This window comes from Rhizobium sp. PEPV16 (assembly GCF_008919455.1).
Classification (GTDB): Bacteria; Pseudomonadota; Alphaproteobacteria; order Rhizobiales; family Rhizobiaceae; genus Rhizobium; species Rhizobium leguminosarum_Q.
On sequence record NZ_VSZV01000223.1, the window covers coordinates 1 to 14,896 of the forward strand.

General features: G+C 61.1%; 17 protein-coding genes. 12 read left to right on the forward strand and 5 right to left on the reverse strand.

Translation table 11 applies throughout. The features are described 5' to 3' along the window. The first annotated feature begins 239 nt into the window (after positions 1-239). The 4 genes from FY112_RS36650 (at position 240) to FY112_RS07285 (ending at position 3,328) form a co-directional block, all read left to right on the forward strand. Entirely contained in the window at positions 240-410 is a 171-nt protein-coding gene (locus FY112_RS36650; protein WP_165504167.1) for a hypothetical protein, read from the forward strand. A 37-nt stretch (positions 411-447) separates the two neighbouring features. Further along, positions 448-852: an Imm6 family immunity protein gene (locus FY112_RS07275; protein ID WP_131710324.1), complete on the forward strand. Its 405-nt coding sequence runs from the start codon at positions 448-450 to the stop codon at positions 850-852. A gap of 259 nt (positions 853-1,111) precedes the next feature. Further along, on the forward strand, positions 1,112-2,647 hold the full coding sequence (locus FY112_RS07280) for a PAS-domain containing protein (RefSeq protein WP_131710325.1): 1,536 nt from the start codon (positions 1,112-1,114) through the stop codon (positions 2,645-2,647). A 63-nt stretch (positions 2,648-2,710) separates the two neighbouring features. After that, entirely contained in the window at positions 2,711-3,328 is a 618-nt protein-coding gene (locus FY112_RS07285) for a carboxymuconolactone decarboxylase family protein (protein WP_017960054.1), read from the forward strand. Between the two features lie 39 nt (positions 3,329-3,367). Here FY112_RS07285 and FY112_RS07290 read toward each other — a convergent pair whose 3' ends face one another. After that, positions 3,368-4,342 (reverse strand): alpha/beta hydrolase, encoded by a 975-nt coding sequence (locus FY112_RS07290; RefSeq protein WP_181018179.1) that lies wholly within the window; start codon positions 4,340-4,342, stop codon positions 3,368-3,370. 468 nt (positions 4,343-4,810) lie between these two features. Between FY112_RS07290 and FY112_RS07295 the strand changes: the two genes are divergently transcribed. Both FY112_RS07295 and FY112_RS07300 read left to right on the forward strand, forming a co-directional pair. Further along, entirely contained in the window at positions 4,811-5,401 is a 591-nt protein-coding gene (locus FY112_RS07295) for a nucleoside 2-deoxyribosyltransferase (protein ID WP_151518081.1), read from the forward strand. Between the two features lie 237 nt (positions 5,402-5,638). Continuing rightward, entirely contained in the window at positions 5,639-6,643 is a 1,005-nt protein-coding gene (locus FY112_RS07300) for a 2-dehydropantoate 2-reductase (protein ID WP_151518082.1), read from the forward strand. Between the two features lie 41 nt (positions 6,644-6,684). Here the strand turns inward: FY112_RS07300 and FY112_RS07305 are convergent, their stop codons facing one another. After that, positions 6,685-7,680, reverse strand: coding sequence for an alpha/beta fold hydrolase (locus FY112_RS07305; RefSeq protein WP_181018177.1), 996 nt, complete (start codon positions 7,678-7,680; stop codon positions 6,685-6,687). A 302-nt stretch (positions 7,681-7,982) separates the two neighbouring features. On the opposite strand from FY112_RS07305, the gene dapA reads away from it, so the two are divergent. The 4 genes from dapA to FY112_RS07325 all read left to right on the forward strand — a co-directional run bounded on the left by dapA (position 7,983) and on the right by FY112_RS07325 (position 10,039). Beyond that, on the forward strand, positions 7,983-8,903 hold the full coding sequence (gene dapA / locus FY112_RS07310) for a 4-hydroxy-tetrahydrodipicolinate synthase (RefSeq protein WP_151518083.1): 921 nt from the start codon (positions 7,983-7,985) through the stop codon (positions 8,901-8,903). 117 nt (positions 8,904-9,020) lie between these two features. After that, the gene (locus tag FY112_RS07315; RefSeq protein ID WP_165504606.1) at positions 9,021-9,203 is read left to right on the forward strand and encodes a hypothetical protein; all 183 of its coding nucleotides are present in this window, start codon (positions 9,021-9,023) and stop codon (positions 9,201-9,203) included. Positions 9,204-9,229: 26 nt separating this feature from the next. Then, on the forward strand, positions 9,230-9,493 hold the full coding sequence (locus tag FY112_RS07320) for a hypothetical protein (RefSeq protein WP_062945446.1): 264 nt from the start codon (positions 9,230-9,232) through the stop codon (positions 9,491-9,493). Between the two features lie 234 nt (positions 9,494-9,727). Beyond that, positions 9,728-10,039, forward strand: coding sequence for a DUF1883 domain-containing protein (locus FY112_RS07325; RefSeq protein ID WP_025394151.1), 312 nt, complete (start codon positions 9,728-9,730; stop codon positions 10,037-10,039). A gap of 13 nt (positions 10,040-10,052) precedes the next feature. Here FY112_RS07325 and FY112_RS07330 read toward each other — a convergent pair whose 3' ends face one another. Beyond that, positions 10,053-11,369, reverse strand: coding sequence for a replication-associated recombination protein A (locus FY112_RS07330; RefSeq protein ID WP_131624272.1), 1,317 nt, complete (start codon positions 11,367-11,369; stop codon positions 10,053-10,055). Then, the gene (locus FY112_RS07335; protein WP_151518084.1) at positions 11,366-12,769 is read right to left on the reverse strand and encodes a DegQ family serine endoprotease; all 1,404 of its coding nucleotides are present in this window, start codon (positions 12,767-12,769) and stop codon (positions 11,366-11,368) included. The genes FY112_RS07330 and FY112_RS07335 overlap by 4 nt, the downstream gene beginning before the upstream one ends. 256 nt (positions 12,770-13,025) lie before the next feature. Here FY112_RS07335 and FY112_RS07340 point away from each other — a divergent pair, with 256 nt between their 5' ends. Continuing rightward, on the forward strand, positions 13,026-13,406 hold the full coding sequence (locus FY112_RS07340; RefSeq protein ID WP_131629504.1) for a YkvA family protein: 381 nt from the start codon (positions 13,026-13,028) through the stop codon (positions 13,404-13,406). A gap of 23 nt (positions 13,407-13,429) precedes the next feature. Next, complete coding sequence (locus tag FY112_RS07345) at positions 13,430-13,783, forward strand: hypothetical protein (protein ID WP_017960040.1); 354 nt, start codon at positions 13,430-13,432, stop codon at positions 13,781-13,783. A gap of 58 nt (positions 13,784-13,841) precedes the next feature. Here the strand turns inward: FY112_RS07345 and FY112_RS07350 are convergent. Next, on the reverse strand, positions 13,842-14,896 hold a 1,055-nt coding region (locus FY112_RS07350), incomplete at its 5' end, for a dihydroxy-acid dehydratase (protein ID WP_181018178.1).

The window sequence follows — 14,896 nt, forward strand, 5'->3', positions numbered from 1 at the left end:
ACGCCTGCGGCCTTCGCAATGTCAATGACGGTTACCCGCGCCTTTGTCACATCTTCCTCCCGGCGCCAACGATCGACCGATCGCCTTAAATATTTGGAACGTTCCAATTCTGTCAAGTAAAATTTATAACATGCCGTTATTCGTTAGGAGCATATTCGGCAAATTTCCGCCTCCTCGACTACCGGAATCTCATCCTAAAAATTGGAACGATCTAAAATATGACCATGACTGAGAGGCATATGTCGATATTTTTCGACCTGCAAAATCGTGCGTGGAGCACAACCGCCCGATGCGTTGGCAGCAAAAATGTGGAAGATTCAGGCTCGCCCGGTATTTCCATCGAAGCGATCAATGCGGCGCAATCGGCGGACCTTCCGGCAAAAGCAGGAAGGGCTTCTATTCTGTGTTAATAGACGTTGCGACAAGCCCAGTGGAGACCATGGAGACATGAAATTGCGCACCGAGCTGACCGTTCTGCCGCCACGCGAACAGGCGCGGCGCTTGGCAGCCATCGCCGCGTCTTTGGTCGCACAAATCGAGCGCACCGAACCTCATGCGCCCGAAGCCGAAGCCGCCTTGGCGGCAATCCGCAATTGGGGTGATGGCGGACGCCTGACGGGCCGATACTTCTCCGATCTTATCTACAGCGACGATGAGCGCGGGACGCTCCGTCGGCTCCCAGAGGCGGTCGGCAAGCCCAGCGAAGACGGCTGGAACGCGCTGACGACGGCAATCATGTATGTTGCCTGGCTTGTTTACCAGGAGACCGGTGAGCCCATGCCGAGTGACGTCAACGAGGTCGGAGAGGACAGCCTTGACGTTCTGGATGAGCAACTCGCCAAACTCGGCTAAAATCGAGCGCGCGATCCCCTCTCGAAACATATCGGCTTTCCACGAATTCGTTGACATGTTGGAAGAGGGTCGAGCGCCGTCCCACGCCTCTCGATGCAAGCTTGAACATCCCTGGAACGCTGGTTCGCCCATCTCAAAACGACAGGAGGATCTCCAGGCTTCCATCGAGCAATTCCCACCGATAGACATTAGCGAAACTTTATAGTTTCTAACGAATGCTAAGGATACGTGCAACGCGCCAGATCTGAAGCAGGGCCGGATGATGTCACACTCGTTTGAATCCATTCTGGAGAGCCTGCCTCAGGGCATTGTTCTGCTTGATCCTGCCGGTACGGTGACGGCTTTCAATTCGCGCACGCTTGATATTCTCGGTCTTCCGCACGGCGCTATCCGCAAAGGCATGAATATCGACGGATTGCCGGGCACCGCAGACTGCCGTGCAGTGGCATCCCGCCGGTCGATGGCCGCTGGAGCGCCGACGTCTCAGTTTGCCCTTTCCGATGGAGGGATGGTCTCATTGACCTGCGCCCCATCGCGGGATGGGGGCTGGATCCTCAGTTACGAAGACATCTCGACTCTCATTCGCGTCGAAGACAGCCTGACCGAACAACATCGCCGGTTCGACGCAGCCCTCAGCAACATGCCGCATGGGCTGTGCATGTTCGATTCGACCAAGAACCTGATATTGTGCAACGCCTCCTACGCGCGGATGTACAATCTGCCGGACCTGCTGACGCAACCGGGAACGCCACTTGTGGATATCCTGGCCTATCGCAGCCGGGAGGGAAATGGCCCGGCCGATACCGCCGCCTATTTTGACGTGGTCTTCGAAGCGACAGCACGCGGCGCGCCGGCCAGCCAGAACATCGTCCTGGCCGATGGACGCGTTATCAAAATTACCCACAATCCGATGCAAACGGGTGGATACGTGGCCACGCATGAGGACGTTACAAAGACCGTGCGACTTGCCGAAGAGCTGCGCCGGCATCACGATCAGCTCGAAGCGACTGTGCAGAGCCGCACGGCGGAAGTCGAGCGGCAGGCGCGGGAGCTCGAGCGCATGCTCGCGCAGGAGCGGAACATCAACGAATTGCAACGGCAGTTCGTGGCGATGGCATCCCATGAATTCAGGACCCCGCTTGCCATCATCGACGCTGCTGCCCAGCGGCTGTTGCGAAAAAGGGGGGCGGTCGAGCCCGAATTTCTCAGTGACAAGGTCGATCAAATCCGCGCATCGGTGACCCGGATTGTCGATCTCATGGAGAGCATCCTGTCAGCCGGACGCCTTGATACCGGCAAGATCGATATCAACTACGACGCCTGCGCATTGAGATCATTGATAAAAACCTGTTGCGAGCGGCAATCGACGATCGCAAAATCGCACAGCTTTGTGTTGGATATCGACGGCCTGCCGGAGTTCATCGATGCCGATCCCCGGACTTTAGGACAGGTCTTTACCAACCTGCTTTCCAATGCCGTCAAATACGCGCCTGGAACCTCCGAAATTCGCGTCACCGCATGGGCAGAGACGGGAAACGTCAAAGTTTCGATCAGCGATGATGGCGTGGGGATCGATGCCGAAGACGTGCCCCGGCTGTTCCAGCGCTATTTTCGTGCCCGGACTTCGACCGGGATTGCCGGAACCGGTATCGGCCTCAATCTGGTGAAGCAGATCATCGAACTGCACAACGGCTCGATCGAGGTTCGAAGCGCAAGAGGATGCGGATCGACATTCACCGTAACTCTTCCGATTAAGAGAAGTGGTAACGCTTCCGCGACCAATGACGCTGCCTGACGTTTCAGGATTGCTGTCCTGCTTATCTACCCTATCCTTCTCACAATAGAGGAGGATCATGCCATGGCTTTCATTCACACCCCCAACGCATCCGCCAGCGAGAAGACGACGTCGATGTATGCGTCGGCCGAGGCGAATTATGGTTATCTGCCGAACATGTATCGGGCCTTCGGCCATCGGCCGGAGGTGATGGAGAGCTGGGTGGCGCTGCTTTCGAGCATTCGCGGCCATATGAGCTTGCGGCGCTATGAACTGGTAACGCTGGCGGCGGCCAAGGAGCTCAAATCCTCGTATTGCATGCTGGCGCACGGCTCGGTGCTGCTGCGCGAGGGTTTCACCAGCGACGGGCTGACGGCCGTCGTCAACGAGACGGAAAAGGCGCCGATCGATGCCGGCGAACGCGCGATCATGGCTTTTGCCGCCAAGGTTGCGCGCGATGCGACGTCGGTGACGCAGCAGGATATCGACGGGCTGAAGAAACACGGGCTGAGCGACGCCGACGTCTTCGACGTCACGGCTGCGGCAGCTGCCCGGTGTTTCTTCTCGAAAATGCTGGATGCGCTGGGCGCTGCACCCGACCACGCCTATATGGAGCGGCTGGAGCCGAATGTGCGAAAGGCGCTCAGCGTCGGCCGGGAGGTCGAGCGGCCCCTGGCGCCGTCACCGTCTCGCTCGCAATGATGCGATGACGGAGGTGCCAGGACGCCTGGTCCTGCGGCCCTACTCCTGCGGTTTGTCCGCAAAATGCCGGATCGCGAACTCGGCGATATTCTGGCTCGACCGATCGGCATCGTCGAGCAGCGAGGGAAACAGCTGCCACTGATGCGGCATGCCGGGCCAGACCTCGGTAGTGACGTCCACTCCCGCCTGGCGCGCCTTGTCGGCGAGCCGTAGCGTATCATCCAGCAGGACTTCGCCGGAGCCGACCTGCAGCAACAGCGGCGGAAAGCCGGTCATGTCGGCGTAGAGCGGCGATGCCTGGGGATCGGTCGGAGACCGGCTGCGGAGATAAGTCTTGCGCAAGGTCTCGATCCAGTCCTTGCCGACCAGCGGATCGCTTCCGGCGTTTGATGTCATGGATCCGCCCGTCGCGGCAAGATCGGTGATGGGGCTGAGCGCAATTACAGCCGCCGGCAACGGCTTTGCCGCCTGCATCTGCCGCAGCACCGTCTCGATCGCAATATTGCCGCCGGCGCCGTCTCCCGCCACGACTACGTTCTCGCTCCGATAGCCATTGTCGAGAAGCCAGCGATAGGCGGTCAGCGCGTCGTTGATCTGCGCGGGATAGCCATATTCGGGCATCAGTCGATAGTCGATGAGAAGAACGTCGCTGGATGCGGCCTTGGCGAGCGAGCCGGCAAGCAGGCTATGTGTGCGAATGGAGCCGCTGGAAAAGCCGCCGCCATGAATATAGAGGATCACCCTTTGGCCGATCGGGTGATGAAGGCGGGCAGGCCACATCAGCTCGGCGTCGACGCCGTCGGCATCGACCTGCCGCACCTGGATGCGCGTCGGCCCCGGCGTCGTCTCCATCAGCGTCCTGAAGGCCGTTCGCCGCTGCTGCAGGCTATCGGCGCCGGCAAAGTGATCTTTCCAGAGGCCGACCAGTTTTTCGACCTGCTCGCGCGATGCCGGGCTTTGCGGCCCAATGTCCCGCCCGACCGCCGCCGAGGCGAGCAGCATCAGCGCAGCCAAAGCGGGGAACAGACATTTGAGCCGCTTTGGAGCTCTTCGAATACCAGCTGGCAAAATCCGACCGTTCATCAACCTCTCCCGACGATGCTGGCCAAGGCGGCATCTTTGGCCGGTTCGTCCACCGGAGTCAAAAGGGTGACAGGCGCGAACCCCAAGCTTTTTCTTTCCGTTCACATCGCTGCACCCGTCCCGGCCTGGGTGCGGTCGATGGCCGTCTTGAAGGCCACCCATATCAGGCGGCGGCTCGATGACGGAGATAGGGTGGCTCCTCTGGATGTCCCTCCGCTCTGCCTGGAATGAAAGTCGGCAGCTGCCCGTCCACTATGGGTTCGCCAGACTGCTCTTAAAAAATTGAGCAATGTCTGCCGACACGGCTTGCCATTTGCCGCGCTTCCGTCGGAAATGGACGACGTACCTGGCTGTCCCCTACCCCCGGCGCCTCGTCTTGCTTGTGAGTGAAGGATACCGATGACCACCATTTACCTTGCCGGCCCGGAAGTCTTTCTTCCGGATGCCATGCCCATCATGGCCGAAAAACGCCGATTGGCGCGCCAGTTGGGCTTCGAGCCGACCGGTCCCGGCAGCGACGAAAACCAGACGCCGGTGAAGCGGACGGCCGCAGAGATCTATGCACGCAACGACGACGCCATGCGTCGAGCCGAGATCTGCCTTGCCAACATCACTCCCTTTCGAGGCGTCAGCGCCGATCCGGGTACTGTCTACGAGATCGGCTTTATGATTGCGCTGGGAAAAGCGGTCTTCGCCTATACCAATCACCCCGACGACTATGGTCTGCGTGTTCGCTCGATCTGGTATGCGGGGCTCGATATCGATGAGACGAGCGGGCGCCCACGCGGACCGGATGGCATTGCGATCGAAAATCACGGCATGGCCGACAACCTGATGATCGACGGAGGGGTTGAGGCGACGGGAGGCAAGGTGTTTCGTGCGGCCGCACTCCCGGCGGACCCTGCCCGCGACCTGGCGGTTTATTTTGAAGCGCTTGAGACGATCGCCGGCATGCGTGCAGATGGCAGTCAGCTTGACGGATCGCGCTGACGGCGCCGATTTCTTCCCTGTCAACGCTTCTCGCTGATATCAGAGAGCTTGGTCCGCCAGCATGTTGGCGAGCGAGAAGAGGACCGGCCGTTCGGCAGCGACATCGAAGAGCAGCATGCGAGCGTCGAAAAGGCTCGCCGCCTGGCGCCCGCTCGCCTTGCTTGCGGCAAATTAGCATTCGCCTTACGCCTTTCTTGGCCTAGATCTAGGTTCGATCACCACCATGAAGAGGCGAGCATGTCCATCAAGTCCATCTGCATCTATGGCGCTGGCGCGCTCGGCGGCGCTATCGCCGCCAAGCTTGCACGCCAGGCCGGAAACGACGCCACCATCTCCGTCGTCGCGCGCGGGGCACATCTCGACGCCATCCGCGGCAACGGTCTCAGCCTGCGCGAAGCCGATGCGGAAAGGCCGCTCAATGTCCGCCTCACCGCGACCGACGATCCCAGGACATTGCCGCCGCAGGATCTCATCATCACCGGCCTCAAGGGGCATCAGCTGGCACCCGCTGCCGAAGGCATTACAGGCCTCCTCAAGGAGGGCACCCGCGTCGTCATGATCCTCAACGGCATCCCGTGGTGGTATTTTCACCGCGATACCCTGAGCCGGCATGCCGAGCTGCAGTTCGATGAGCTCGACCCCGGCGGCAGGCTGTGGCGGTTGATCGGGCCGGAACGCGTCATCGGCTGCGTCGCTTATCAAGGCGCTGAAGTAATCAATCCTGGCGAGATCCAGCTTTCCCACAACGGCCGCTTCGTGCTCGGCGAGCCCTCCGGCGACATCTCGCCCGATCTTGAGACGATCGCAGCGGTGCTGACAAGCGCCGGCCTCAGCATTACGACGACGCCTGATATCCGCGGCGAGATCTGGAGCAAGCTGATGGGCAACGCCGCCTTCAACCCGATCAGCGCGCTGACCAAGGCGCTGATGACCGACATCATGGCGGATCCCGCCCTTTCGGCTACGGTCGGCAAGGTGATGAGTGAGGTCCGCGCCGTCGGCGAGGCCTTGGGGGCGCGGTTCAGCATGACCGTTGAGCAGCGGCTGGAACAATCGCGCCATATCGGCGGCGTGCGCACATCGATGCTGCAGGATCTGATCGGCGGCAAGGCGCTCGAAATCACGCCGCTGGTCGGCATGGTGGTGGCGCTCGGACGCCTGAGCGCCGTGGCGACGCCGGTGTCGGAAACGATCCTGGCGCTGGTGACGCAATTGGATCGGGAAAACCAGCGCGGCGGCTGATTGCGGAGGAAGGGCGGCCGGGAAAACCCGGCCGTCTTCGCTTACTTTCCGACCTGCTCGGCCCAGTTCGGCGCCTTGCCGCCACCATCGAGGAAGGTCATCGCCATATTCGCCATCAGGGGCGAGGCGAAGGTCTCGTAGTGAGTGAGATCGGGCAGGATCGCCAGCCGGTTCTTCGACATGTTTTCCCGCATCCAGCCCGCATCGCGCAGACCGCCGCCGAGCTTGTGGTAGAAGTCGATCATATGCTCGGGCCGGATCATGTCGGCATCGCCATAGATCAGCATAACCGGCATGGTGAGCTTGGCGACGGCATCGCTATAATCGATGGGTTCGCGCATCAGCGCGCCCATGGCGTCGAGCAGCTTCGGAAATTCCGAAACGTCAGGCGCCACCGCCTTGTAGGAGAGGAACATCGGCGTGTCCTTCATCATGTCGGCCATAGCGGCGCCGACGGCCGCCTGCTGCGGCAGCATCTCCGGGAAGAAGCCGTTCTGCGCATAGGGTGCCGAGAGGATCACTAGCCGGCGCACCTGGTCGGGAGCGTTCGCCGCCATGTTCAACGCCACCCCGCCGCCAAAGGAATAGCCGAAGACATCGAGCTTGTCGTAACCGAGCTGCTTCATCAGGATTGCGAGATCGGCGCCGATGGCCGGAAGCTCGATCGGCCGCTTGCCGAGGGGCGTGCGGCCATGGCCTTGCAGATCGACGGCGATCACCTGCCGGTGGTCGGTGAAAACAGGCATGACCGGCGCGAACATCTCGATCTGCCCGAGGCCGCCGTGAAGCAGCAGCAGCGGCTCGCCCTCGCCGCGGATCTCGTAATAATAATCGATGCCGTTGACCGGCAGACTTCCCTTCCTGACAATCGGCGCTGCAGCCTTCTTCTCCTCGATAACAGGCGTGCTGCTGTCGGCGCCTGATATACCGGGCGCTGCCAGGAATGCGGCAGCCGTTGCGATCATCGAAATCAGCGTCATCTTCGACATGTCCTTGCTCCGTGTTTGCATCGATACCGCAAGGACGGCGGCGCTCATGTCTTTCCGACACCACGCTTTGAAATTTCTCGCATCGGCCTTTATGCCGTTCCTATATTTTCGTGCCCCGCTCCGAATGGATTTCCTATCGCGCCCAGCAGTAGGCTTTCGCCATCACTGCAAAGGTCAAATGCCATGCGAAATGTCATGTCCTCCGGTTTTCAGCCCCTTCGGCCATCCAGGATCAAACGCGGCAGCCGGCAGATGCGCGAAAAGCGCACCGCCCAGGCGCTGATTGTCTTCGGCGTGGTGCTCGCCTGCGTCGAACTCTACATCGTTTTCGGCGCGCTCTGAGATCCGCCATGAAAACGGCGAGAATGCCGCGCCTTGCCGGCGCGATCACCGCCCTCGTCACGCCGTTCTGCCGTGGTAGGGTCGACAGATCAGCGCTTCGGGCACTCGTGGAATGGCAGATCCTCAGCGGCGTCGACGGGCTTGCTGTCTGCTCCGTGTCAGGGGAAGGCCCGACGCTTTCGCCGCAGGAGCGCGCTGAGGTGATCGACCTCAGCATCCGGTCTGCGGCCGGCCGCGTTTGCGTCATCGCCGCCACCGGCACCAACTCCACCGAAAGCACGATCGCGCTCACCCGCGAGGCCGAAGCGCTCGGCGCCGCCGCAGTACTCGTCACCGTGCCCTATTATTCCAAGCCCGGGCAGAAAGGCATCATCCACCACTTCGAACAGGTGGCAGCGGCGAGCCGACTGCCTGTCATCATCGACCATGCGCCGGCGCAGACGGCGAGCGATCTTTCGACGGACACGCTCTTCAGGCTGGCCCTCATCCCGGGGATTGTCGGCATTCGCGACGCGACGGGCGACATCGCTCGCTTCGCCGGGCTTTCGCCGATCCTGCGACAGCGCTTCCGCTTCTTTTCCGGCCATGACCCTTCCGCGCTCGCCTTCACCATCGCTGGCGGCGACGGCGTGATCTCGCCGGGCGCCAACGTTCTGCCAAAGCTCTTCACCTCGATGCAGCAGGCAGCACGGGCCGGAAATCTTTCAGCCGCGCGTTCTCTGCAGGATCGGCTGCTGCCGCTGATATCGGCACTTGGGCCGGAGGGCGATCCGGCGAGGATCAAATACGCGCTCCGGCTGATGCGCGGCCTGGGGGCCGAGCTTCGCCTTCCACTTGTCCCTGCCGAGCCGGAGATGCGTTTGGCCATCGGCAAGGCGCTTGCGCCCTTCCTTGACGAAAGCAGCGCGGGGATGGCGTTATCCCTATGAGATTTTTATATTTTCGTTTTCGCCGCCAAATGGAAACCCTATCCACCCGAGCTTACTTTTGAAGCGTGACACCGCCGCTCGATCAAGCGGCGGTTGAGACTTCGAAAGGACAAACCGATGTCACGCCTGACTGAACCGAGTGCCGAGAGCGACCCGCTGCAACGCAGCCACTTCAGCACACTCGCCGCCGATCCCTCCCATTCGATGCTCTCCGGCCTTGCCGCGATTGCGCCCCGCCTTGCGATGACGCTGGCCTTTGCCGGCCTGGTCCAGATGATGTTCGACCTCATCTCCCCTTGAAGCATCAGGACCGAAGGATCACCACAATGGCAAACGCACAGCAACGCCGCAGCCTTCCCGCTGCAGCACCCTCGCCTTCCGCCCGCTTCACCGTCGGCCGCGACAGAAGCGGCCGCTGGATCGTCCACGACCGCGAAGGCCTTGTCGGCGGGCTCTTCATCAATGAAGCGGCCGCCCTCCATTTCGCAGCTGGGGAATGCAACTGCCCCTCCGCCGATATTCATAGGGCGGCCGCAGGCATGGTGCTCGAATTCGCGCCCTTTGCGCGCGGCACGGCGAATATCCACTAGAACATTTCCGTTTTTCTCCGAATCACGGAGATGCTCTATCTCTTTGTTTTCACGCAATTCCGGACGCAAAACCGCTACACACTTTTGCTGGAATTGCTCTAAATCTTGCCGTACTCCCGCTGTTTTCATGCAGCGGGAGTACGAAGACATGAGCTGAACGGCCGATTTCCAACTTTTCCTTAACCCACATTCTGGTAAAATCCTGGCGCAGAGACTTCAGACGCCGCGAGACCGATGCCGAAACCGAATTTCCGCTTCACCCATTACGATCTTAGGGAACAACGCGCCGGAACGATCATCGAGGTGTCGTTGAATGCTGTGAACAATGTCCGCCTGATGACGGCCCCGAATTTCCAGCGGTTCACCGAGGTTCTCGATTTCAAATATATCGGTGGCGTGGCACGCAAATCGCCGATCAAGATCGCCGTTCCGGAAAGCGGTCACTGGCATGTCATCGTCGATATGGAAGGTCATCACGGGCTTGCGGAATCGTCCGTCAAGGTGATCGCCGCGCCGGCAAATCAGAAGACGCCGCGCGCCTCCTGAGGTTCGCCAGGCTTCAGCGCGGGTTACGCTCCTTGCGAAGCTTCGCCCACCATTCCAACCGTTTGCGGATATCGCGCTCGAAGCCGCGCTCCGGCGGATCGTAGAAGATCTGGCGTCCCATCTTCTCCGGGAAATAATCCTGGCCGGAAAAGGCGTCCGGCTCATCGTGGTCGTAGCGATAGCCGTCGCCGTACCCCTCGCCCTTCATCAGCTTGGTCGGCGCGTTGAGGATATGCTTCGGCGGCAGCAGCGAGCCGTTCTGCTTTGCCGCCTGGCTTGCCGCCTTGAAGGCGGTGTAAACGGCATTCGATTTCGGAGCGGTGGCGAGATAGACACAGGCCTGGGCCAGCGCCAGTTCGCCTTCCGGCGAGCCGAGATACTCATAGGCATCCTTGGCGGCATTGCAGATCACCAGCGCCTGCGGATCGGCAAGACCGATATCCTCCACCGCCATGCGCACCAGCCGCCGGCCAAGATAAAGCGGATCCTCGCCGGCATCGAACATGCGGGCAAGATAATAGAGCGCGGCATCGGGATCCGAGCCGCGCACGGATTTATGCAGCGCCGAGATCAGATTGTAGTGGCCATCCTGCGCTTTGTCGTAGACCGGGGCACGGCGCTGGACGATGCGCGTCAGGCCTTCGGTATCGAAGCTCTCGCCTTCGCGCGCCGCGCGCCAGACTTCTTCGGCGAGCGTCAGCACCGCGCGGCCATCGCCGTCGGCCATGCGGATCAGGCTGGCGCGGGCATCCTCCGTCAGCGGCAGCGACTTCTGCTCGATCGCCTCGGCACGCTTCAACAGTTCCTTGAGGCTCTCCTCGTCATGCGACTTGAAGGTGAGCACACGGGCACGCGACAGCAGAGCGGCGTTGAGTTCGAAGGAGGGGTTCTCGGTGGTGGCGCCGACGAGGATGACCGTGCCATCCTCCATGACGGGCAGGAAACTGTCCTGCTGGGCGCGGTTGAAACGATGGATCTCATCGACGAAGAGCAGTGTCTGACGGCCGTCCATACGCCGCAAACGGGCTGTCTCGAACACCTTCTTCAGATCGGCGACGCCGGAGAAGATCGCCGATATCTGCTCGAAGGCCAGGCCCGCCTCGCCCGAAAGCAGCCGTGCCACCGTCGTCTTGCCGGTGCCGGGCGGCCCCCAGAAAATCATCGAGCCAAGCGAGCCGCTTTCGATCATCCTCTTTAGCACGCCATCCTCACCGGTCAGGTGTTCCTGACCGGTGACATCGGCAAGCGTCTTCGGCCGCAGCCGGTCGGCAAGCGGCCGCCTGGCGGCGACCTCCTCCGGAACGCGCGGCGCGAAGAGATCGTTGCTCATCGGAAGAATTGCCGGATGCGCTGGCCGTCGCGCTCGATCTCGACCCGCCAGAAGCCGGGGTCGCTATCGGCGATCTCGGACAGTTCGCTGGTCGACTTCACATCGGGGCCGGTGATCGAGACGATGATATCCTTCGGTTCGAAACCAAGACGGGCGGCGGGCGAATCCTCCTTCACTTCGGAGACGACGACGCCCGCCGATTCCGGCGGCATGCGCAGCTCGTCAGCGACACGCGGCGACAGGTTCTCGACGACGGCACCGGTAAACGGCGTATGTCCGCCGATCGTGCGCTGGTCGCGCGGCGAGGTTTCCGGGGCGCGGGCGAGCGTCAGCGGCAGTTGCTCCTCGCGGCCGTTCTCGATGACGGTGAGCTTGACCGAATTGCCGAGACCAGCCGTCGTCAAGCGGTAGAGCAGCGCATCCGGATGCTCGACGGAAACTCCGTCGACGGCGGTGACGATTTCGCCGGCCTTCAGCCCGGCCTTGGCGGCCGGCCCACCTTCCGAAACCTTGACGACGAGCGCGCCGCGGGCCTTGTTCAGCCCCAGCGCCTCGGCCACTTCCGAGGTCACGGCATCGAAACTTGCGCCGACATAGGGCCGCTCAAAGGATTTGACGCCGGCATCGGCCGACGCGAGGAAGACCTTGACCAGATTGGCAGGGATGGCGAAACCGATGCCGTTCGAGCCGCCGCCGCGCGAGAAGATCGCCGTGTTGATGCCGATCAGCTCGCCCTTCATGTTCATCAAGGCGCCGCCGGAATTGCCGGGATTGATCGAGGCATCGGTCTGAATGAAAAAGCCGAACTCGTTCTTGATCACCTGGTTGCGGGCAAGCGCCGAGACGATCCCGCTCGTCACCGTCTGGCCGACACCGAAGGGATTGCCGATCGCCAGCACGAGATCACCGACCTCGACCGTATCGGAATTGCCGATCGGCAATGTCGGAAAGCTTTCCTTGGTGTCGATCTTCAGCACGGCAAGATCGATACGGTCGTCGCGCAGCACCACCTTGCAGGGGAATTCGCGGCCGTCCGAGAGCGCTACCTTGATATCGTCGGCGCCCTCGATGACGTGATTGTTGGTCACGACAGTGCCGTTCGCCTCGACGATGACGCCGGAGCCGAGCGAAGACTGCTTCTCCGAACGGTTCGGCATCTGCTGGCCGAAAAATTGCTCGAAGAAAGGGTCGCCGGCAAAGGGCGACTGCCGCCGGACGGTCTTTTCCGCATAAACATTGACGACGGCGCCTGACGTCTGTTTGACGAGCGGCGCGAAGGAGAGCTGCATCTGCATCTGGCTCTCGGGTACGGTCTTTGCCGTCTGCGCTTGGGCAGCAAGCGGCACAACGAGCATGAGAACGAATAGCGAGACGGAGGCGCGCTTGAACAGGCCGTGCATGGGTATCCCTTTTGAATCCTCTTGAGGAACGTTTTAGAGCATGATGCCGAAAAGTGTGAGCGGTTTTCGGACCACATCATGCTCTAACTATTTAGTTGCGAACAGGATTCAGATTTTAGGCCGAACCGACCTAAATCATCCTGTTCTGCGGCCCGACGCTAGAAAGGAAAGAGGGCGGAAGCATGGAAGAACAAGGCGGGAGGGCGTCTTGGAAACCGGTTGAAGTCATTGTCAATTTGATTCAGGAAGCTTGGCCATGCAACTGATATCAAAAGCCAAAAACTGGGCGAAGTCACTGAAGCGTGACATCGTGGCCCTATGGCTTGCCGCCCGCGATCCCCGCGTACCGTGGCATGCCAAAGCGGTGGCCGGCGCGGTTGCCGCCTACGCGCTGTCGCCCATCGATCTCATCCCCGATTTCATCCCCATCCTCGGCTATCTCGACGATCTTCTCATCGTGCCGCTCGGTATCATGCTGGCGATCCGGCTCGTGCCAGTAGAGGTGATGAACGAGCTTCGTACGGAGGCGACAGGGCGCATCGAGCGTCCCTCCAGCCGGGTCGGACTGATCTTCATCCTTGCCGTCTGGCTCATCTGCATCATCTTCCTGGCTCTGGCACTGCGGAAGCTAGCCTGACCGGCAGCAATAGGAACATATGAATGATCACGACAAGAACGACGACAGCGGCCCTCGGCTTTGCGATCCTGCTCATTGCAACGAACCTGGCACAGGCAGCAAGCTTCGATTGCGATGCGAAAGAATTGAAGGCGGATGAAAAAGCGATCTGCGACAACCGCGCACTCAACGACGCCGACGTGAAGATGGTGACGACCTTCGAGCTGCTCTCCGGCCTGCTGGCGATGGGTTCGCGCGGAACATTGCAGGACGAACAGACGGCTTGGCTGAAGAAACGGCAGGAATGTGGGGCAGATGCAACTTGCATCAAGGCTGCCTATGACGAGCGGCTGAAGCAGTTCGGCGAGACCTATAAAAACATCAACCGGCCGCTTTGAAAGCGACCGGTTGGAAGAGCCGCTGACTTTTCATCAACGGTTCGTAAGCTGAAGCTGCTCAGCGGGCGTTCAGATCGCGCACGGCACCGCGGTCCGCACTCGTTGCGAAAGCGGCGTAGGCCTTCAGGGCGGTCGTGACGTTGCGCTTACGCACTTCTGTGGGATACCAGCCCTTGGCGTCCTGTTCGGCGCGGCGGGCGACAAGTTCGGTCTCGCTGACACGCAGACTGATCGTGCGGTTGGGGATGTCGATGTCGATCATGTCACCTTCGCGCACCAGGCCGATCGTGCCGCCATTTGCCGCTTCCGGCGAGGCATGGCCGATCGAGAGGCCGGAGGTGCCGCCGGAGAAGCGGCCGTCGGTGATCAGCGCGCAGGCCTTGCCGAGGCCCTTCGACTTCAGATAGCTGGTCGGATAGAGCATTTCCTGCATGCCTGGGCCGCCCTTCGGGCCTTCGTAGCGGATGACGACGACGTCGCCGGCCTTGACCTCGTTGGCAAGGATCGCCTTGACGGAGGCATCCTGGCTTTCGAAGACGCGGGCGGGGCCGGAGAATTTCAAGATCGATTCATCGACGCCGGCAGTCTTGACGATGCAGCCGTCGATCGCAAGGTTGCCCTTGAGCACGGCAAGACCACCATCCTTGGAGAAGGGATGTTCGACCGAGCGGATGACGCCGTTCTCGCGGTCGGTGTCGAGTTCGTCCCAGCGGGCCTCCTGGCTGAAGGCGACCTGGGTGGGAATGCCACCCGGAGCGGCACGATAGAATTTACGGACAGTTTCGCTGTTGGTGCGGGTGATATCCCACCGATCGATCGCGTCGCCCAGCGTTTCTGCATGCACGGTCGGGCAATCGCGGTTCAAGAGACCGCCCTTGTCGAGTTCGCCGAGGATCGACATGATGCCGCCGGCGCGATGGACGTCTTCCATATGAACATCGCTCTTGGCGGGGGCGACCTTCGACAGGCACGGCACGCGGCGCGACAGCGCGTCGATATCGGCCATAGTGAAATCGATCTCGCCTTCATGGGCGGCGGCAAGAATGTGCAGGACCGTATTGGTGGAACCGCCCATGGCGATATCGAGCGTCATGGCATTCTCAAACGCCTGTT

Coding starts and splice junctions, on each gene's coding strand:
- FY112_RS07325 (WP_025394151.1), top strand. CDS start 9,728: ATGCCGAAACCGAATTTCCGCTTCACCCATTACGATCTTAGGGAACAA.
- dapA (WP_151518083.1), top strand. CDS start 7,983: ATGAAAACGGCGAGAATGCCGCGCCTTGCCGGCGCGATCACCGCCCTC.
- FY112_RS07335 (WP_151518084.1), bottom strand. CDS start 12,769: ATGCACGGCCTGTTCAAGCGCGCCTCCGTCTCGCTATTCGTTCTCATG.
- FY112_RS07315 (WP_165504606.1), top strand. CDS start 9,021: ATGTCACGCCTGACTGAACCGAGTGCCGAGAGCGACCCGCTGCAACGC.
- FY112_RS07305 (WP_181018177.1), bottom strand. CDS start 7,680: ATGAGCGCCGCCGTCCTTGCGGTATCGATGCAAACACGGAGCAAGGAC.
- FY112_RS36650 (WP_165504167.1), top strand. CDS start 240: ATGTCGATATTTTTCGACCTGCAAAATCGTGCGTGGAGCACAACCGCC.
- FY112_RS07300 (WP_151518082.1), top strand. CDS start 5,639: ATGTCCATCAAGTCCATCTGCATCTATGGCGCTGGCGCGCTCGGCGGC.
- FY112_RS07285 (WP_017960054.1), top strand. CDS start 2,711: ATGGCTTTCATTCACACCCCCAACGCATCCGCCAGCGAGAAGACGACG.
- FY112_RS07320 (WP_062945446.1), top strand. CDS start 9,230: ATGGCAAACGCACAGCAACGCCGCAGCCTTCCCGCTGCAGCACCCTCG.
- FY112_RS07330 (WP_131624272.1), bottom strand. CDS start 11,369: ATGAGCAACGATCTCTTCGCGCCGCGCGTTCCGGAGGAGGTCGCCGCC.
- FY112_RS07340 (WP_131629504.1), top strand. CDS start 13,026: ATGCAACTGATATCAAAAGCCAAAAACTGGGCGAAGTCACTGAAGCGT.
- FY112_RS07280 (WP_131710325.1), top strand. CDS start 1,112: ATGATGTCACACTCGTTTGAATCCATTCTGGAGAGCCTGCCTCAGGGC.
- FY112_RS07275 (WP_131710324.1), top strand. CDS start 448: ATGAAATTGCGCACCGAGCTGACCGTTCTGCCGCCACGCGAACAGGCG.
- FY112_RS07295 (WP_151518081.1), top strand. CDS start 4,811: ATGACCACCATTTACCTTGCCGGCCCGGAAGTCTTTCTTCCGGATGCC.
- FY112_RS07345 (WP_017960040.1), top strand. CDS start 13,430: ATGATCACGACAAGAACGACGACAGCGGCCCTCGGCTTTGCGATCCTG.